The sequence below is a fragment of the Meridianimarinicoccus aquatilis genome (assembly GCF_004358675.1).
Taxonomy (GTDB): Bacteria; Pseudomonadota; Alphaproteobacteria; order Rhodobacterales; family Rhodobacteraceae; genus Meridianimarinicoccus; species Meridianimarinicoccus aquatilis.
Genome location: NZ_SMZO01000013.1, coordinates 73,621 through 92,283 on the forward strand (window position 1 = coordinate 73,621; position 18,663 = coordinate 92,283).

Below are 18,663 nucleotides of genomic sequence, written 5' to 3' on the forward strand. Positions count from 1 at the left end.
ATGTCCGGCCCCCCTGCACGAGGCGCCGAACCAGGCGAAGGGGCGCGGCCCGTGGGAGGCCGCACCGCCTTATTCGTAAACCGGGGGCCCGCTTGCCGCGAGTTCCGGGTAGTCCCTGATCATGTTCTGACCCTGCAATGGCTGCTGATACCCCTTGTGGCAGGTGCGGCAGGCAACCTTGGCAACATCGTCATAGACCGGACCAAGCCGCTCTGCGGGAAACACGTCGGTCAGGGGAACAAGCCAATCGTTGTTGATCTCTTGGACCATCTGGATTCCGAGTGAGGCCGTGGCCCATTGCGGCGTGACTTGCCCGCCATCATAGAAGGCGCGCGAGTTGTGGCAGAAAACGCAATTCCGACCAAGCGAGTTCGAGAAGTAGTTCATCAACGAGAACGTACGTTCTGTATTCTGCCAGGTTGCGACACCGACGTCAGACGGGTTTTCGCTGACATGGGCTTCAAGGCTGTGAACCTTGATGCTTTCATATTCGAGCAGATACTTCTCAAGCGCGTCAGACGGTAAAGACGTGCTTTGGCTTTGTGCCGTGGCGCGGTTCTGATTTGCTGACCATCCTGCAACACCTTCGTTCACAGGCGCGATCCGGAACCAGACATCCGATGGCACATGCTCTCCGCGGTGGCAGGTATAGCAGTTCACCCCGACTTCGGCGTTGGCATTCACATGTGGATACCAGTCATCATTGATCGACTGGGTCATCTGGATCATGCTGCGGGCGACAACCTTTGTGTAAAGGTCATCATCTGCATAGTTGCCTTCATTGGCACCAGCATGGCAGTAGGCGCAGCCTTCTTCCGGGGCCACCCATTGGGTGATCGATGCCATGATCCGGGTGAAGTTTCCTTCGCTCAGATCGCCAAGCACCTGCACGTTCTCATAGATGTCCTTGGCGAGCGGTTCGTCTTCAGCAATCTCATAGGGCGGATCGCCGAAGTAGTCCGCCACCGAAGGATCGGGGGTTGCCAGCACGTCGACCGGTTTGGTGACCGACATGCCAGTGCCGCGCGGGCCGGTTTGCAAGCTCTCTGTTTCCAGTGGGTTGCCCCAACTGACGAGCATCGCCGCAACAAAGATCGCCCCGCCGGCCCCGCCAATCCAAATGGCAGGACCAAAGATGTTGATCGGGTTCTTTGCGGTCCAGTCATCGAACCATTCGGGGATCCAATTCTTGGGTAGCATATCAGTTCCCCTTCCCGATGAAGGCTTCATAGGAGCCATAGTCCGCGTAGCCATATGATCCGTCGTACATAGGCGCAAAGTGATGCTCTTGAGCCCAGATGAACCAGTTGTCGACGACAGTGCCTGTCAGCAGGATTCCGATACCGCCGGTAATTGGGGTCAGGACTGCGAACCACCAGGCCCAGCGGTGAATGCCCTCCATCGTGGCGTTGAAGCCCATGGTCCAGCGCCAGAACAAGGCCGCACGCTCAGACGCGGTGCCGCGATCATAGATCTGCTCAAGCTCACGGTCGCCGCCGTACCGGGTAACCGCCAGAATGGTCGCCCCATGCATCGCAAACAGCAGGACCGACCCATAAAGGAACACGATCGAAAGCGCGTGGAATGGGTTGTAGTAAAGGTTGCCATAGCGGATCGAGAAGGCCGTGGTCCAATCAAGGTGCGGGAAAATGCCATAAGGCACCGCCTCGGACCAGGAGCCCATCAGGATGGGACGGAACAGGCCCAGCACGAGGAACAGCCAGATCGCAGAGGCGAACGCCCAAGCCACATGTTTGCCCATCTTGTGCTGCATGGCCAGGTGATAGCTTCGCGCCCACCAGCACATGACCGAAATCAACAAGAAGAAGCTTGAGATGATGTACCAGCCGCCATCGTTTAGCGGCGGCATCTTCAAACCGTATTCCGGGCTGGGCGGCTCAAGAGCCAGCCAAAACAGTTGGCGGATAAATTCGGGGATCGACCAGCCAACTTGCGCCAGCATGTTGAAACCAACGATGTTGAACCACAACGTGCCTGTGATCAAAGAGATGATCCCGAACCAGCCAAGGTAGATCGGCCCCAGCTGCGCGTTTCCGACCCAACCTGCGAGGGTGGAAAAGCCGCCCTTCCCCGCGCGTTCACTGGCGGTATCGAAGTCGGTGGCCATTCCCATTTCGACCGGGCCGCGCACCTGAACTTGTGTAAATATGTTCTGATAGTCAGGCATGGGTCACATTCCTATTTGCGAGGGCCAGATCGGCAGCGTGAGCCACCAGTTCCACCATTCCGGCCAGCCCTTGGTCCAGACCGGGCCAGAAATAATGATGCACACTGCGGACCAGAACCCGGCATTCAGCGCGAGCAGCAAACCGACGCGGTGGATGCCTAAAGTTCCGATCGAATACCCGATGAAATCGCGAAAGAACGTGTCTTCGTGGTCGGGTGTTTTGGCCTCTTCGCCCTTTTCAGGGTTGGCAGCGGACAGGATCAAGGCCCCGTGCAGTGCCAATGCGAGCGTTGTGGTGAAGAAGAACGTCACCGCAAGCATGTGGGCCGGATTGTAATGGAAGTGCAGATAGGCATAGCCTGTGTTGCTGACCCAATCGAGATGACTGAAGATGCCATAGGGAAAGCCGTGTCCCCAAGCGCCCATCAAGAGCGGGCGGAAGACCACTAGCGTTGCATAGGCGAAGATCGCAAAGCTGAAGGCGACAGGGACATGGTAACCCATCCCCAGCTTTCGGCAGATCTCTACCTCGCGCAGGGCCCAACTGATGAACGCGCCCAAGGCGCAGATCGTGATAATTTGCCAAAGGCCCCCATCCAGCAGCGGCGCAATCCCAAGTCCATAACTCAGGTCAGGCGGTGCGATGTTGATGAGCCAGGGATTAAAGGTCCCTTGTTGTGATGCGCCCCAAAAAATCAGGACGGTTCCAAGCAAGGCGAAAAAGGCTGCTGTGACCCCGAAGAAGCCCACGTAAAAGGGCCCCACCCAGAAATCAAACAGATCGCCGCCGATCAGCGTCCCTCCGCGGACGCGATACTTTCTCTCGAAGCTGAGCAACGCCATCTTCTGTCTCCGCGTTTGGCGGCCGACCCTTGGTGGGATTCTCAGCCGTCTTGTTCAAAATTGGTTTGCCGGGGGCGGACGACAGGATCGCCCGCCCACGGCGAGGACCAGTCGTTATTCGACGCGCTCATACTTAGCAGCGGCGATTTCAAACCAGTTGTAGCTGTCCGTGGACAGCAGGACGAGGTGGATCATCGCCGCGAGCAGGAACAGGAACACGCCCTGTGCCACGAAGACGCGACGCGGATCGAAGATCAGCCAGACCTTGTAGAATTTAGCCATTGTTCAATCCTCTCTCAGAACCACGGACGCCAGATCAGCACTGCCAGATGAGCAACGCCGGCAACGGCCGAAAACAGCCAGAGCCCGCTCATGTAGACAGAGTGCAGTTCCTGCGCCTGTTCGTCGGTGAGACCTGTGAATGACAGGTCGGTATCGTCAGCCATAACTTTCCTCCGGATCGTTTTGCTGAAGCCGCAACCCCTGCGGCTGGGGTCCTTTGGGGCGCAAGTCCCCTCCGGGCTCTGTCTGCCCGTATCCGGGCAGGCAGTTCGTATTCTCGGGGTTCAAGCCGAGAAAATTAGGGGCGTGATCCGGTCCGCTTCGGCCCAGGCCCGCGCGAGCGGCCCATGCAGGTTCAGCGTGCGCCGGGCGATCACGTCAAGCACCCAGCCACCGGTTGAAAACGGTAGGGCGAGAACGAAGATCAACGCGAAATAAAGATGAAACTCTGCTCCGCGCCGCATGGGGCGACGGGTGTGTGTTTCGCTGGACGTGAAGTCGGTCATTGCCGGGATCCTCCGTTCGGGGTGATTTGTGGGGCGCGGCGATCGGCGGGCGACAAGGCCTCAACCGTCTCTAACGCCACGCGCGTTTGTCCATTTTCAAGCGCGGCAGTCTCGGCGGCGTCGCGCAGTGTTTTTGCGGCAGAAATTCGGGTCAGCACCGGATGCTCTGACACGATGCGGTCAAGCGCGGCTTGTGCATCGGCATCCCAGGGCAAATCACGCCGCAAATTTGTCGGTGTCGCGCTTGCCGCATCCATTTCGCTGCCAAGCGGCAAAATGTGGAACAGTGCATCGAACAACGCGTTACAGACTTCCTGAAGCAGATAGGTCGCCCCGGCATAGCCCATGAACGGCGTGCCCGTTGCCCGGCGGATCGCGGCACCAGGGAACGAGGCCGGTATGAACACGGGCTGCGGGCCGTGGCCCGAGGCCATTTCGGCCATGTACATCTTTTCGTTGATCGACCCCATCACCACGAGCGGACGCTTGCTGTGCAGCATCTCGCGCACTTCAACATTGTTGGTCTTGGCACCTGCGCAGCGTGGGACTGCAAGGGCGCAGGGAAATCCCAAGTCGCTTTCCAGATAGTGACGGATGCCGCGCGTATAGGTTTCGTTGGCGACGATGGCGAAACTGGCCGTGGCAAAGAAATCCTGCGTGACCGACCGCCACAAATCCCAGACAGGCTTCAGGGTGGAGTGCTTTTCGCGTTCGATGAACGGTTCTGGATCCAGACCCAACAGGTCGCCAAGCTTGCGCAAGAACAGCGTCGTGCTTTCGACCCCTATGGGGGCTTGAAGATACGGCTTGCTGAGGATCTCGGCCAGACCCCGGCCAAACTCGCGGTAAATACAGATGTTCACATCCGCATTCACAAGATTGCGCATCTCGGCAAGATGGCTGCCCAGCGGCATGACCATGTTGACCTCGGCGCCAATGCCTTCGACAAGGCGGCGAATTTCGGCCAGATCGGATGGCATGTTGAACGCGCCATACATCGGACCCAAGATATTGACGCGCGGTGCGGCCCCCTCTGGGCGCTTTGTTTCTTTGGGCATCCGGCCCTTGGTCATCCCGAACTCAGTGAAAATCCACGTCATCGCCCGGTCCGCCGACTGCCACTGATCTTCGTCAATGGTGCGGGGCAGAAACCGCTGGATGTTGGTACCCTGCGGTGTGACACCGCCGCCGATCATCTCTGCGATGGACCCTGTAACGACAACCGCGGGAAGTGCCGGGTCAAGCGTTTGCCAGGCGCGCTTCATGGCGTCCTCGGTGCCCGCCCCCATTTCGCCTTCGCCCAATCCCGTGACCACTATGGGCAATTCGTGCGGCGGCAACCCGTCTGTGTAATGCAGAACCGACGTGACCGGCAGGTTCTCGCAGCCCACTGGCCCGTCGATGACCACCTGCAACCCCTTGACGGCGGTGAACGCGTATACCGCGCCCCAATAGCCGCCCGCGCGATCATGATCCTGGATCAGCATGCGCAGCCCCGGACCAGAAAATTGGTCAGTTTTTTGCCTGCGACCATCATATCATTTCCTGCGCTTTGGCGGCGCGTGCCTGCTTGTCGAGTTTCTTTTGATGGGCGTCGCGGAAATCAGGCCGAAGATTTGGCGCGCCCTCCCAGACCCCGGCAGTGTCTTTTGCACCCACCCCGTCGAAGAAGCTGCGCATGGTGCCCATCCGGGCGCGGTTGCCCATAGCCGCATTCACGACCTGCTGAAGGCTACCAGCCCCCGCCACGCCCATCAGCGGACGGGCAGAAATGAGGTTGGTGAAATAAAGTGCAGGGAGTCCCATTTCCTTCGCCTTCTGAACCACTGGTGTGGTCCCGATTGCGAGATCCGGTTGCACCGCTTCCATGGCTGCAAGATCATCTTCAAGACTGGCGCGGAACTTGACCGTGACGCCGCGCGCCGCCAGCCAATCTGCATCCGTGCGCGACCACGGCGTCTTGGGACAAGCCGTGCCCACATAGGGCACATCGGCGCCGCTCTCGATCAGCAAACGTGCCACCAGAAGCTCGGACCCCTCATAGCCAGAGAGCGTCACACGCCCGGTCACGGGTGTGGCGGCGAGCGCGGCCTCGATGGCCGGGATCGCCGCGTTCTGTGCCGCTGCTATCTGGTCTGCGCCGACACCATATGCTGCGCCAATCGCCGCGAGCCAGTCTGCCGTACCGTCCCGGCCAACCGGAGCGGAGCCGACAACTGTACGTCCTGCCGCCTGAAATTCACGCACCGACGCGGTATAGAAAGGATGGATCGCTGCCGCGACGCCACAATCAAGTGCAGCGTACAGCTCGCGCCACTCGCGGCACGGAACGACCGGCCCTGCGGCCAGTCCCATGGGGGCAAGCAGCGCGCCGATCATCATAGGGTCGGCGGGAAACATTTCGCCAAGCAGCGCGACAGCAGGCCTGTCAGATGTACCCGCCTCGGGGCGCGGCACCGGGCCTGCCTCCACTTCGGCACGTGCGTAATTCAACATCGCACCGGCAAGGATGTCTTTTGCCTCGGCATGGGTTGGCACCCCAAATCCCGGAACATCAATTCCCACAATGCGAACGCCGTTGATCTCTGTCGGCAGGAGCCGAAGCGGCACGCCGGACGCTGTCGGCACACAAAGATTGGTCACAACAATCGCGTCATATCTGTCAGGGTCCGCCATTTCGTGCACCGCGTCGCGGATGTCTTCGAACAACTTGCCAGTGACCAGGCTTTCAGAATTGAACGGCACATACCCGACAGATCGACGCGCGCCATAGAAATGGCTGACAAAGGTCAAGCCATAGACGCAGCAGGCCGAGCCCGACAGCATGGTGCCGACCCGTCGCATCCGCAGCCCAACACGCAAGGACCCAAAGGCAGGGCACATGCTTTGCGGCTGATCATGGGGACCCTTGGGATAGTCGGCCGCGTATTGGTCAAGGATTTCCGACATCCCCGCGCCGCGCGCTTTGGCTTCCATGGCCGCACCGGGGGCGTGGCACCCAACACCATCCGGACGCAGCGTGCCTTCCGGCATCGCCTCTGCGACAGGCTCTGCCGCATCATCGATGACATGCGCCTGCGCTGCCAGATCATGAAGGGATTGGTGATTCATGACCGCGCACCCTGACCACCCGAATTGCTGGGCGGCCGGCTTTGGCCAGATGTTTCCTTGCGCGACAACGCATCGTCAAAGCGGGACAGAACATCGAGATCAAACATCGTCGTACACCACTTCAAGGCTCTCGCGCGGGGCGCTTTTCTTGCCGCGCATGTCCTTATCCGTGGCAGGAACGAGCACGACATCACCGCCGGTGTCCTTGCTGTCGAAAAGAGCAAGCAGGCCGTCTTGGTCCAGAGGGTTCGGGTGGCCCGGTGGCGCAAGCGCCACTGCGTCCGCCAGTTCTGCGAACAGCGGCCCCCATTGCCCGGCTTCAGTGCCCACAATCTGATAGTTGGCTGATTTCTTGCGCAAATCATCGTCAGCCGGGATCGCCGCAAGCACCGGGATATTGACAGATTCCGCAAAGGCTGCGGCTTCGCCCGTGCCATCATCCTTGTTTATTACAAGCCCGGCAACACCGACATTGCCGCCCATCTTGCGGAAATATTGCACCGCAGAGCAGACGTTGTTCGCCACATACAGTGATTGAAGATCGTTTGACGCGACCAGAATGACCTTTTGCGCCATGTCCCGTGCAATGGGCAGACCAAAGCCACCGCACACCACGTCGCCCAGAAAGTCGAGCAGTACATAATCAAAGTCCCAGTCGTGAAAGCCCAGCTTTTCCAGCAGTTCAAACCCGTGGATGATGCCGCGCCCGCCACATCCCCGACCCACTTCGGGGCCGCCAAGTTCCATGGCGAAGACACCGTTCCGCTTGAAGCAGACATCACCAATTGCGACTTCTTCTCCGGCCAGCTTCTTGCGGGTCGAAGTCTCGATGATTGTCGGGCAGGCCTTGCCGCCAAACAACAGGGATGTGGTGTCGGATTTCGGATCGCAGCCAATGAGCAGGACGCGCTTGCCCTGCTCTGCCATCATGCAAGACAGATTGGCCAGAGTGAATGACTTGCCGATGCCGCCTTTTCCATAGATCGCAATGATCTGCGTGTGCTTGGTCGGCTCGCTTTGCGGCACTTCCAAGGTCGGTTCCTGAGCCGCCTCGTTTTTCAAGCGCGCGTCAAAATCCTTCAGATTGGGAATGTCATCAAGGCTCATGCGGCGGAACTCCAGTCCAAGATCATTTTAAGGCAAGCCGGGTCGGTAAAGGCCGTGGAATAGGCATTTGCCGCTTCCCCTGCGGGCCGGGTGTGCGTGATCAACCCAGACAGCGACAAAGCACCCCCGTCGATCAGCGCACGGGTCACATCCAAGTCATCACGGGTCCACTCTGCGGCGATGCGAAACCGGGCTTCCTTCATGAAGGCGGGCGGAAATGCGAAACTCAGCGGGTCCGTGTAGAAGCCTGCCAGGACAATCTCGCCGCCCTTCACGATGCGGTCGACAAGATCATTCAGCAGGGCCCCGTTGCCGGATGCGTCATAGATCGCCCGGTAATCGCGGCGGGTGTCGTCAGATGGATCAATGACAAAATAATCCGTTGCACCTGAGCGCCTGGATGGATCTGTTTCCCAGACCGTCGGCGCAGGCGCCCCAGAGGCGATGGTCAGTCGCGCCAAAAGTCGGCCCAGCGTGCCATGCCCAACGATGAGGTCCGGCACCGCTTTGTCGAGACCCGCCATGGCATGGCGAGCAGTTGCTGCAAGAGCCAACAACGCGCCTTCAGCCCCTAACGTCGAATCGACCCGCGTCACGCGGTCGGCTGAGGTTACAATCCGATGCGACGCCGCTCCAAAAAGGCCAAAGGCCCCTTCATAGCAATTGGCGCCAGGGACAAAGACCTGATCGCCGGGGCGATACCCAGAACCTGGCGTTGCCTCAACCACTTCGCCGGTCGCTTCGTAGCCCGGCACAAGAGGATAGCCCATTCCCGGAAACGGCGGCATCCGGCCAGACCAAAACAGCTTTTCAGTGCCAGTGGAAATTCCAGTGTACCGAATGTCGACAACGATATCGCCGTCTGCCGGAGGTGTGAGTGTGATGTCGGCCAGATTCAGGTCGCGAGGTCCGTTCAGAAGGACAGCAGTTGTTTGCATTTTTGGTCCTCCCGGTCCTTTGGGCGTTCAAGTGCTGGTCAGCACCTAAGGCCCCTCCCCTACATATGTCACTTTAGACTGACAGTTTGATCTGTCAATTTAATTAGACACCTTGACGGCGTTCTATGTCGTTTGGGCGAGTCGCCTCGACGACGGATGTCACATAGGGACGCGCGGGACGCGGACAGCGGACGGCAGCGAACCCCGCCGCCTGACACATCTGCGCAATTCTCGCCGCAGAGCGAGCCCGGCCAGTACGCATCGCCAATGTATAAAAGGCGAAATAGACATCACCCGAGGATTCCGGGCGCGCTCCGCCGGCCATAGGTTCGGAAATTATCAAACGCCCACCGGGCGGCAGAGCCGAGAAAACCTTGGCCAATAAGGCAGCAACCGTCTCGTCCGAGTGATCATAAAGAACCCGCACCAGAGAGATCATATCCGCGCCTGCTGGCAGCGAATCGTCCCGAAATGACCCACCAGCCAGATCGACTCGGCCACTCAGGCCAGTCGCGGCCAATCGGTTTGCGGCTTGCGGCATGACCGCAGGCAGATCAAAGACTGTCGCCTTCAAGGCGGGGTGCGCTTGACACACAGCCGACACAAAAGCGCCAGAGCCACCCCCTACATCAAGGAGATGACGCACATTTGCAAAGCGCACTTGCCGCAAAGTGTCTTGCGCCACGAGGCCTTGGCTATCGGCCATGAGATCGGAATAAATGCGTGTCGTCTCGGCGGGCACGTCGCCGTGTGCGCCAAAGACATAGGGCCAAAACTTGGCAAGTTCCGTGTCTGTCTCGCCCCGCAGCAACGCCACTGGATCGGCAAGATCGCGGTAAAAAACACCATGATGGCGGATCATCGCCGCCAGTCCCGGCACTCCCAGAAGGGCCGCCCCTTTACGCGCGAGACCGAACTGGCCGTCACGTCGAGCTTTGAGTAGGCCAAGCGCGGCACCGGCCTGTAGCAGGATCTGCATCCGGTCAGCGGGAATATCAGCGACGAGCGCCAAGTCTTGCACGCTGCGCGGACGATCCAGCAGCTGGGCAGGGATGTCTAACTCCACCAGCGCCATCAACACCTGCGCCCGCACAAACCCAGACACGAGATCGAAAAGCTCCTGTCCTTCGGCACGGGCAATTCTGCGCAACAGCGGGACACGCGCCACCCAAGCCTGAAAGCCGGGCCGCGCAATCAAGCGGTTCGACCAACCCGGACTCAAGATACGCAATGATCCGCGCGACTGCGACGACGAGGCGCGGTTTGGTTGATCCGCGACATCAGACATTTCTTACGTCCGGCTGTGTGCGGGGGCTACCGGGGTTAACCGCTCGGCCTGCATGCGCACCATCTTCGCCAGCGCCGCTTCGCCCGGACATGCGGGAATCGATGAAATAGCCCCGCCCAGAATGTCCTTCAGCCGCCGGATCGCCCCATCGACACCATATTCGGCGACCGCACTTGGACGGGCATGCAATGCGTCCTGCCCTGCCGGTTTCCCAAGCGTTTCGGCATCATAAAGGGCATCGCGCAGATCATCCGCCACCTGGAAGGCCTCGCCAATACATGCGCCAAGATCTTCCCAAGCATCTGGGTCTTCGTGTCCGGCAGCGATGGCGCCCATTCGCGTTGCCGCAATGAACAGTGCGCCGGTTTTTGATCGATGATACGCCGCAAGATCAACCGATGGCTCGCTTTCCCACCCTTGCCCCGCGCAGATCCCACCCGGCATGCCCGTGCGTTGCGCCAATGTAAGAATCAGCGCATTCGCGCGAGCAGCGTCATAGGCTCCCGCCCGCGCCAACACTTCGAACGCGAGAATAATAAGGCTGTCACCGGCCAGAACCGCGAGCGGTTCGGAATACGCGCGGTGCACAGACGGCTTTCCGCGGCGCGTTTCCGCATCGTCGAAACATGGCAAATCATCATGCACGAGGCTGGCGCAGTGGATCAACTCAAGTGACGCCGCCGCCGCATCAGCGACGTCCGGTTGATCATCCCCACACGCCATAGCGACTGACATAAGGATCGTTGGGCGAATGCGTGCGCCCCCAGGTGTGCACGCATAGGTCAGCGCCGAGGATAGTCGCCCAGGTGCGACACCGCCCCGCCCAAGCGCGACTGCGCGGCTAACGGCGCGGTCGATCCGAGTATCGAGATCCATGGCGAGCTCCAGTGTGTCAGTTTTTCACTACATAGTGTGTGTAAATTATTGTGGACATGTCTTGCGAACGAGTCAACAATTCCTGACAGGAGGTGCGCCATGAACCAGATCACCGCGCGGCCCTCGGCAAACAGGGGCGTGGCACCTGCGCTTGTGATTGGCGCGGGCATCGGCGGTCTTGCGGCTGCGGTGCGCCTTGCCGCGGCGGGACTTCAGGTCACCGTGGTCGAGCGGGCGGCAACCCCCGGCGGCAAGATGCGGACCCTGCCAAGTACGGCTGGTCCTGTTGATGCAGGGCCGACTGTTCTGACCCTCCGCCGTATCTTTGAAGACCTGTTCGCAGTTGCCGGAACACGGCTGGACGATCATGTCACTTTGCGGCGTCAAGATATTTTGGCGCGCCATTGGTGGCCGGACGGAAGCACGCTGGACCTGCACGCGGACCATGAGGCAAGCGCGCAGGCAGTCCGTGCTTTTGCCGGCGCCAAGCAGGAGCGCGCCTTTCGCCGCTTTTCACGACGGGCCGCAAAACTGTTCGACGCGTTTGACGACCCCATGATGCAGACTGCCCAACCGGGCCTTGCCAATCTGACACGCAAAGTGATGGGCCAACCTGCCCTGATCCCCATGTTGGCCCCCAATTCATCATTGGCGCACAGTCTGGCCAAACAATTCACCGATCCGCGCCTTACGCAACTCTTCGGCCGATATGCGACCTATGTGGGCGGCTCGCCCTACCAATCCCCGGCGGTTCTTGCGCTGATTTGGCATGCCGAAGCCGCCGGCGTCTGGACCGTCGAGGGCGGAATGCACGCTTTGGCACGGGCAGTAGCCGATCTTGCGGCTTCGCTCGGGGTTCGCTTTGCGTACAACGCGCATGTGGCGGAGATCGAATTTTCAGGTGGGCGTGCAAGTGGGGTACGCTTTGAAGATGGCTCCCGGATGCGCGCCAGTTCCGTTCTGTTCAATGGCGACCCACACGCGCTCACACTTGGGCTGTTAGGCGACGCCAACATCACAGCCGCACCAGAAACGGCGCGCGCTGAACGCAGCCTGTCTGCCAATGTCTGGGCCTTTTGCGCAACGCCGGACGGTTTGCCTTTGGCCCATCACAACGTTTTTTTCTGCAATGATCCCGTGGCGGAATTCGACGATATCGCGGCGGGGCGCACACCGCGCGACCCGACACTCTATCTGTGCGCCGAAGATCGCGGGCAGGCGAACCCGCCCCCCACCCTTGAACGATTCGAAATGATCGCGAACGCCCCGCCGCTCAGCAATGGCACATCCTCACAGGAGCCGACCTCATGCCCCACGACACGCAGCTTCGAGACGCTGAAAAAGTTCGGCCTGAGCTTGACGCCCGACCCAGACAATCTGACGACACCAAAGGGGTTCGCGGGTCTGTTTCCGGGCTCGCAAGGATCCCTTTACGGGCAGAGCCCGCATGGCCTGATGGCAGCGTTTCAACGACCCACGGCGCGCAGCATGATGCCGGGGCTTTATCTGGCCGGGGGCGGGACGCATCCGGGGGCCGGGGTTCCGATGGCTGCCCTCTCAGGGCGGCACGCGGCCGAGGCGATCATGGCGGACCTTGCTTCAACCTCGACGTTCCGGCCAACGGCTACGCTTGGTGGTATGTCGACGGGATAAGCGACTGTGGAACCCGTGCGATTTCGGTGATTGCGTTCATCGGCTCGGTCTTTTCGCCGTGGTATCGGTGGTCGGGCCGACGCGATCCCGACAACCATGTCTGCATCAACGTGGCCACCTATGGGCCGGGTGGGCGCTTCACAATGACCGACCGGGGCCGTAGCGCCCTGCGCCAGACCGAAGACAGCTTTACCGTCGGCCCCAGCTCTCTGCACTGGGATGGCAACGCCCTGCGCATTGACATTGACGAAATATCCGCCCCACCGGTAATCAGCCGGGTGCGCGGAACCATCACTTTAACGCCGCGCGCCGTCACGACGGTAGAACTGCCCCTCACTCCTGACGGCGCGCATATCTGGCGCCCCTTCGCACCGGTGTCGGATATCCAAGTTGATCTGGACGCGCCCGGTTGGACTTGGTCCGGACATGGCTATTTTGATGCGAACTTCGGCACGCGCGCCTTGGAAGATGATTTCAGCTTCTGGACCTGGGGCCGCTACCCGGTTGGCCAAGGCAGCACTTGTTTTTACGACGCATCACGACTGGACGGCACCACACTCGCCGCGGCAATCCGCTTCGATGACGCAGGCGGTGCGCAGGTGATGCGCGATCCACCGACCTTGACGCCGATGCGCCGAAGCCTTTGGGCCGTAAAACGCGAAACCCGTGCTGATGCTGGCCACAAACCCCGACAGGTCAGCCCAATGTTGGAGGCCCCGTTTTACAGCAGATCAATGGTTCGGACCCAGATTGATGGCGAGCAGACGACCGGTGTGCACGAGGCACTTGATCTGCGCCGCTTTTGCAGCCCTTTGTTGAAGCCAATGCTGGCAGTCCGAGTGCCGCGCCGACCGCGCTGGCGTTTCGCCGACTAGCTATCCGGCTTGGCGGCAACTTCGGGATTAAGCCGCATCACTGAGAAGTTCAGCGCCGAGGCGATTGTTACCCAAAGAAGGTATGGCGCAAAAAGCAACCCCGCCACGGTGTCCTGCAAAAAGAGCAGCACCATGGTGAAGGCGACCACCACCCACAGCAAACCGACAACGATCATCGCAAGGCGGATCCGGCGCAGGCCGAAGAAAACCGGCGTCCATAGACCGTTAAGGGCAACTTGCAGCGCCCAGAATGCCATCGCCAATCCGGCACCCGGCAACATCGCGACGCGCGCTCCCGCAGCAGCAATACACAGATAGAGTGTGGTCCAGGCCACTGGAAATACCCAATCGGGCGGGGTCCAGCGCGGCTTAGCCAGTTTGGCGTACCACTCACCCGGTGGAAACAATGCCCCGGTTGATCCGGCAGCAACGCACGCGGCAAGAAAGACAATGAAAAGGATATAGATCATCTTGAGGGGCTAGCGCAGGGCGGCGCAGCGTTCAACCCTGTTCGCCGCCGGTCGCGTTGCTCAAGCTGCGCAAAGAGCGAAACCAGCGCGTCGGCGCGGCCAGTACCACGTGCAGCCTGCGTGCCAGCCGCGTCGACCAGAAACGCAACCTCGGCCAGCGGCCGGGCATAAAGCATGGGCGAGCGGGGCATGATCAGCGTACCCGCCGCGCGCCCCATCGACAGACCCAGCCACCCAAGTTTGCGTGCTGTGCCGGTATGTGCCCGCACCGAAATGCTGTCATGCCCGTTCCGGCGCAATTGCCCGCTGATACCCGCATAGATATAGCGCGCCGCAAAAATGCCAAGACGGCACGACAGCGGAAGCGCGGCAACCCCGGCCTCGGACCGCGCATAAAGCATGTCGGCCTCGCGCAACAACCGGGCCGTCAACGCACGGATCTGCGGGGTTGGCGCCGGACTTGCGAGAAACGCAGCCGGTTCGATCCCGGCCTTGGCCAGCCAGTCAGTAGGCAGGTAAAGCCGCCCCTCGCGCGCATCCTCTCCCACATCGCGGGCGATATTGGTCAGCTGCATCGCCACGCCAAGATCACAGGCTCGCGCCAGCGCATGCCGGTCGCGCACGCCCATGAGCACGCACATCATAGCCCCCACCGCCGAGGCCACTCGTGCCGAATAGGCGCGAAGGTCAGACAGACTGGCATAGCGGCGTTCCATCGCGTCCCATGCCAGCCCCTCAAGCAAGGCTTCCGGCAGCGCGCGGGGCATCTCGTGGGCGTCGACCATGGCTGCGAAAGCCCGGTCGGGTGCCGTGTTACGCGGGGTGCCTGCATAAACCAGATCAAGGCGGTCGCGCAGGGACAGGACGGCCGCCGCCTTTTCCGCCTGCAAATCCACCGCATCGTCCGCCAGACGGCAGAACGCATATAGCGCCAGCGCCGGATCGCGAACCCGAGGCGGCATAACCAGCGACGCAGCGTAGAAAGATCGCGACCCGTGGCGAATAGCCTGTGTGCAATGGTCCAGATCAGCAGGCGCAATGCCACTGCGGCCACGGCTCGCCGGGGCTTGCGGCGCAGCAAGCGGCACCCCGCGTGGATCGGGCGCAACACTCATGAGGTCACCGTCGCGGCATCGGGAACCAGTTTACCCAGCACTTCGGCGCTTGAAATCACACCCGGCAAGCCTGCGCCGGGATGGGTGCCAGCGCCGACAAGATACAACCCCTTTGCTTCTTCGCTGATATTGTGCGGCCGGAACCAGGCACTTTGCAGGATGCGCGGCTCAATGGAAAAGCCGGTCCCAAGCGGTGACAGATATCGGTCGCGGAACGTGTCTGGCGTAAAGGTCTCTTGCACAGTGATCCGGCCTGAAAGGCCCGGCAGGCACTGCGCCTCAAGAATGGCGAGCATCTTTTCGCGGTAAGGCTCTTCCTCCTGCGCCCAATCGACCCCGTTTTCATGACCCAGATGCGGGACGGGGCTGAGCACATAAAAGGTGTCATCGCCGTCAGGTGCGACAGTCGGATCGGTCACGCTGGGCCGGTGGATATAAAGGCTCATGTCGTCCGACAGGCGGCCCTTCATGAAAATGTCTTGCAACAGGCCCATGTAACGCGGCGCATTCAAGATCGTATGGTGCCCGACATCGCCCCACATATCGCGGGTGCCCTTTGTGCCGAAATACCAGACATACAGGCCCATGGACCAACGCGTGCGTTTGAGCCGCGGCGTCGTCCAACGGCGGCGGGGGGCATTGCGCAGCAGACGGTCATAGGTATGCCCTGCGTCGGCGTTGGACACCACGATATCGGCAGCAATAATTGCACCATTTTGCAGCTTAACACCGCGCGCGGTCCCGTCCTTGATGAGGATCTCGTCAACCTCGGTATCAAGTTGCACAGTGCCGCCCTGCCCCTCGACCACGTCAGCCATGGCGCGGGCTATCGCGGCAACACCGCCCATGGCGTAATGGACGCCGAATTCCTTTTCGAGGTAACTGACAAGGATATACATTGACGTCACATGCAACGGGTCGCCGCCAATGAACAAAGGATGAAACGACAACGCCATGCGCAACCTGTCATCCCGTACGCGCTTGCATGCATGAGCATAGACGGATCGGTCGGCGCGCATCATCGCAAAAGTCGGCAAAACCTTGAGAAGGTCGGTGAATTTGTGCATCGACCGGCGACCAAGATCTTCGAAACCGAAGGCATACCGCGCTTCGCTGTCTTTCAGGAACTTGTCGTAACCGGGCAAATCCGATGGCGACAAGCGCGCAACTTCCGCCCGCATGGCGCCAGTGTCGCCCGTAGCGCGAAAAGTGGACCCATCGTCCCAACGTATTTCATAGAATGGATCAAGCGCGCGCAAATCGACATCTGCATCGAAGTCCCGCCCGCAGGCCGACCATAACTCGCGCAAGGTCTGCGGGACCGTGACGATAGTGGGCCCGAGATCAAAGCGATGACCCTCTCGATAAAGTGCGCTGCCCCGCCCGCCGGGCATATCGAGGCGGTCAATGACCGTAACACGATACCCTTTGGCACCAAGCCGCATGGCAGATGCGAGACCGCCCAGACCGGCCCCGACAACCACAGCATGAGGGGCGGCCATGTGCGCCGTCTGCTGCGTAAGATTCTGATCCAGTCTTGTCATCATACACCGACAGTACGACTGTCCACTTATGTTTACAATAAAGGATTGCGCAGCGCTTTAAGCTAGGTTCTGGCGAGAAATGCTTTTCAAGCGCCGTTGCGCGTGTCACAGTTAGTTGACACATTCATTCGGGAGTCGCGCCATCCAGACCGTCAGCCTCAGCCTGTTTCGCTTTGACGGACCAATGCGCCGGGCGTGGGCGTTCGCCCAGATGGGTTTGGCGCGGCGTGGCTTTGCCCGTGTTCCTGACATTGAGTTCTGGAAGCTGTGCGGGTCCGGCACTGGTGAAGGGTTCACACCGCTGCCCAACACGGCCGTCTATGCGATCCTCGCGGCTTGGCCTGACCTTGATGTGGCACAGGAGCGGACACAGAAAAGTGGGCCTTTTTCTCGCTACACCGCCAAGGCTTTCGAAAGCTGGCACCTTTATCTATCGCCGACGAGTGTGCGGGGCGCGTGGGCCGGTCAAACGCCCTTCACAGCCACAAGCGACGCAGGCCAAGGCCCCTTGGCCGCCCTGACACGTGCCACGGTCAGGCCGCGAAAAGCCGCCCAATTCTGGAAACGCGTGCCAAAGATCAGCGCGATGATCGGGCGTGATCCAAACGTATTGTTCAAGATCGGGATCGGCGAAGTGCCATTGCTTCATCAGGTGACGTTTTCGATCTGGCCCGATGCCGACAGCATGGCCGCGTTCGCGCGCAGCAATGGCCCGCATGCCCGCGCGATCAGCGCTGTGCGCGACGGGAATTGGTTCTCGGAAGAACTTTACGCCCGCTTTCGCGTCCAAGGCACCTGCGGAAGCTGGGGCGGAGGCGATCCACTGACTGCCAAGAAAGACGCTGCATGACCTCTCCCTTTCCGTTCACGGCAATCGTCGGCCAGGATGACATGAAAACTGCCCTGATCCTCACGGCCATTGATCCTGGTATCGGCGGCGTGTTGGTGTTCGGTGATCGTGGGACCGGAAAATCCACAGCCGTTCGCGCGCTCGCCGCACTTTTGCCCCCCATCGACGCAGTCGAAGGGTGCCCGGTGAACTCTGCACGGATCGGCGATTGCCCTGATTGGGCAGGCATCAAAGACGAACGGATTATCAGCCGCCCAACTCCAGTGGTGGATCTGCCGCTCGGCGCAACCGAAGATCGGGTGACCGGCAGCCTCGACATTGAACGCGCCCTCAGCCGCGGCGAAAAAGCGTTTGAACCGGGCCTGCTGGCCCGCGCCAACCGGGGCTATTTGTATATCGACGAAGCCAACCTGCTGGAAGATCACATCGTCGATCTGTTGCTTGACGTGGCTCAATCCGGGCTGAACGTGGTAGAACGCGAAGGGCTCTCGATCCGCCATGCCGCACGCTTCGTGCTCGTCGGCTCCGGCAACCCGGAGGAAGGTGAGCTGCGCCCACAACTTCTTGATCGCTTTGGCCTTTCGGTTGATGTGCGCTCTCCGACCGATATCGAACAGCGCATCGAAGTGATCCGCCGCCGGGATGCGTTTGACCGCGCGCCCGAAACAATCATGGCAGAATATGGGCCGCAAAATGATGCCTTGCGCGACCGTATCGTATCGGCCCGCGCAGCCCTGCCCGAGATCGAAACGACTGAGAACATCTTGCGCGATTGCGCAGAGCTATGTGTGGCGCTGGGGTCTGACGGGCTGCGGGGCGAGCTGACGCTTTTGCGCACCGCACGTGCATTGGCCGCCTTTGACGCGGCGCCTGCTCTCACACGCGACCATTTGCGAGCCGTGGCAGCGATGGCCCTGAGCCACCGCCTGCGCCGCGATCCGCTGGACGAGGCAGGAAGTGCCGTGCGTGTCGGGCGGGTCGTGGACGACGTTCTGGCATGACCCCTGAGCCACCTCC

The 18,663-nt window shown here is 60.6% G+C and carries 19 protein-coding genes; 4 read left to right on the top strand and 15 right to left on the bottom strand.

Annotated elements, in window-relative coordinates:
• Nucleotides 1–69: 69 nt before the first annotated feature.
• The 12 genes from pufC to E2L05_RS07950 form a co-directional block, all read right to left on the bottom strand.
• The gene (gene pufC, locus E2L05_RS07895) at nt 70–1,200 is read right to left on the bottom strand and encodes a photosynthetic reaction center cytochrome PufC (RefSeq protein ID WP_133342374.1); all 1,131 of its coding nucleotides are present in this window, start codon (nt 1,198–1,200) and stop codon (nt 70–72) included.
• Nucleotide 1,201: 1 nt separating this feature from the next.
• A complete protein-coding gene (pufM, locus tag E2L05_RS07900) occupies nt 1,202–2,188 on the bottom strand; it encodes a photosynthetic reaction center subunit M (RefSeq protein WP_133342375.1) in 987 nt (328 codons plus the stop codon).
• Between the two features lie 3 nt (nt 2,189–2,191).
• Complete coding sequence (pufL, locus tag E2L05_RS07905; protein WP_133342376.1) at nt 2,192–3,031, bottom strand: photosynthetic reaction center subunit L; 840 nt, start codon at nt 3,029–3,031, stop codon at nt 2,192–2,194.
• Between the two features lie 114 nt (nt 3,032–3,145).
• The gene (pufA, locus tag E2L05_RS07910) at nt 3,146–3,313 is read right to left on the bottom strand and encodes a light-harvesting antenna LH1, alpha subunit (protein ID WP_133342377.1); all 168 of its coding nucleotides are present in this window, start codon (nt 3,311–3,313) and stop codon (nt 3,146–3,148) included.
• 14 nt (nt 3,314–3,327) lie between these two features.
• Entirely contained in the window at nt 3,328–3,477 is a 150-nt protein-coding gene (pufB, locus tag E2L05_RS07915) for a light-harvesting antenna LH1, beta subunit (RefSeq protein WP_109811280.1), read from the bottom strand.
• Between the two features lie 120 nt (nt 3,478–3,597).
• Nucleotides 3,598–3,819, bottom strand: coding sequence for a cytochrome PufQ (pufQ, locus tag E2L05_RS07920; RefSeq protein ID WP_133342378.1), 222 nt, complete (start codon nt 3,817–3,819; stop codon nt 3,598–3,600).
• Entirely contained in the window at nt 3,816–5,306 is a 1,491-nt protein-coding gene (bchZ, locus tag E2L05_RS07925) for a chlorophyllide a reductase subunit Z (RefSeq protein ID WP_133342379.1), read from the bottom strand. Before bchZ ends, pufQ begins: the two co-directional genes overlap by 4 nt.
• 46 nt (nt 5,307–5,352) lie before the next feature.
• Nucleotides 5,353–6,930, bottom strand: a complete 1,578-nt coding sequence (gene bchY / locus E2L05_RS07930; RefSeq protein WP_133342380.1) for a chlorophyllide a reductase subunit Y — start codon at nt 6,928–6,930, stop codon at nt 5,353–5,355.
• A gap of 99 nt (nt 6,931–7,029) precedes the next feature.
• A complete protein-coding gene (locus tag E2L05_RS07935) occupies nt 7,030–8,037 on the bottom strand; it encodes a chlorophyllide a reductase iron protein subunit X (RefSeq protein WP_133342381.1) in 1,008 nt (335 codons plus the stop codon).
• The gene (bchC, locus tag E2L05_RS07940) at nt 8,034–8,975 is read right to left on the bottom strand and encodes a chlorophyll synthesis pathway protein BchC (protein WP_133342382.1); all 942 of its coding nucleotides are present in this window, start codon (nt 8,973–8,975) and stop codon (nt 8,034–8,036) included. The genes E2L05_RS07935 and bchC overlap by 4 nt, the downstream gene beginning before the upstream one ends.
• A 103-nt stretch (nt 8,976–9,078) precedes the next feature.
• Nucleotides 9,079–10,263, bottom strand: a complete 1,185-nt coding sequence (locus E2L05_RS07945) for a methyltransferase (protein WP_133342383.1) — start codon at nt 10,261–10,263, stop codon at nt 9,079–9,081.
• A 3-nt stretch (nt 10,264–10,266) separates the two neighbouring features.
• Nucleotides 10,267–11,139 carry a polyprenyl synthetase family protein gene (locus tag E2L05_RS07950; RefSeq protein ID WP_133342384.1) on the bottom strand — a complete coding sequence of 291 codons (873 nt, stop codon included), beginning with the start codon at nt 11,137–11,139 and terminating at the stop codon, nt 10,267–10,269.
• Nucleotides 11,140–11,238: 99 nt separating this feature from the next.
• Between E2L05_RS07950 and crtD the strand changes: the two genes are divergently transcribed.
• A complete protein-coding gene (crtD, locus tag E2L05_RS07955) occupies nt 11,239–12,792 on the top strand; it encodes a 1-hydroxycarotenoid 3,4-desaturase CrtD (RefSeq protein WP_133342385.1) in 1,554 nt (517 codons plus the stop codon).
• Nucleotides 12,789–13,667, top strand: a complete 879-nt coding sequence (crtC, locus tag E2L05_RS07960) for a carotenoid 1,2-hydratase (RefSeq protein ID WP_279512630.1) — start codon at nt 12,789–12,791, stop codon at nt 13,665–13,667. The genes crtD and crtC overlap by 4 nt, the downstream gene beginning before the upstream one ends.
• On the opposite strand, the gene tspO is transcribed toward crtC, so the two are convergent.
• Genes tspO through E2L05_RS07975 form a run of 3 tightly spaced genes read right to left on the bottom strand, consistent with a single transcriptional unit; the run spans nt 13,664 to nt 16,799 of the window.
• The gene (gene tspO / locus E2L05_RS07965) at nt 13,664–14,137 is read right to left on the bottom strand and encodes a tryptophan-rich sensory protein TspO (RefSeq protein WP_133342387.1); all 474 of its coding nucleotides are present in this window, start codon (nt 14,135–14,137) and stop codon (nt 13,664–13,666) included. The genes crtC and tspO overlap by 4 nt on opposite strands.
• Nucleotides 14,134–15,252: a 15-cis-phytoene synthase gene (gene crtB / locus E2L05_RS07970; RefSeq protein WP_133342388.1), complete on the bottom strand. Its 1,119-nt coding sequence runs from the start codon at nt 15,250–15,252 to the stop codon at nt 14,134–14,136. The genes tspO and crtB overlap by 4 nt, the downstream gene beginning before the upstream one ends.
• A complete protein-coding gene (locus E2L05_RS07975; RefSeq protein WP_133342389.1) occupies nt 15,249–16,799 on the bottom strand; it encodes a phytoene desaturase in 1,551 nt (516 codons plus the stop codon). Before E2L05_RS07975 ends, crtB begins: the two co-directional genes overlap by 4 nt.
• A gap of 181 nt (nt 16,800–16,980) precedes the next feature.
• Here E2L05_RS07975 and crtA point away from each other — a divergent pair, with 181 nt between their 5' ends.
• Together crtA and bchI are read left to right on the top strand one after the other, a co-directional pair.
• A complete protein-coding gene (crtA, locus tag E2L05_RS07980; protein WP_279512631.1) occupies nt 16,981–17,646 on the top strand; it encodes a spheroidene monooxygenase in 666 nt (221 codons plus the stop codon).
• Complete coding sequence (gene bchI, locus E2L05_RS07985; RefSeq protein ID WP_133342390.1) at nt 17,643–18,647, top strand: magnesium chelatase ATPase subunit I; 1,005 nt, start codon at nt 17,643–17,645, stop codon at nt 18,645–18,647. Before crtA ends, bchI begins: the two co-directional genes overlap by 4 nt.
• Nucleotides 18,648–18,663: the final 16 nt, after the last annotated feature.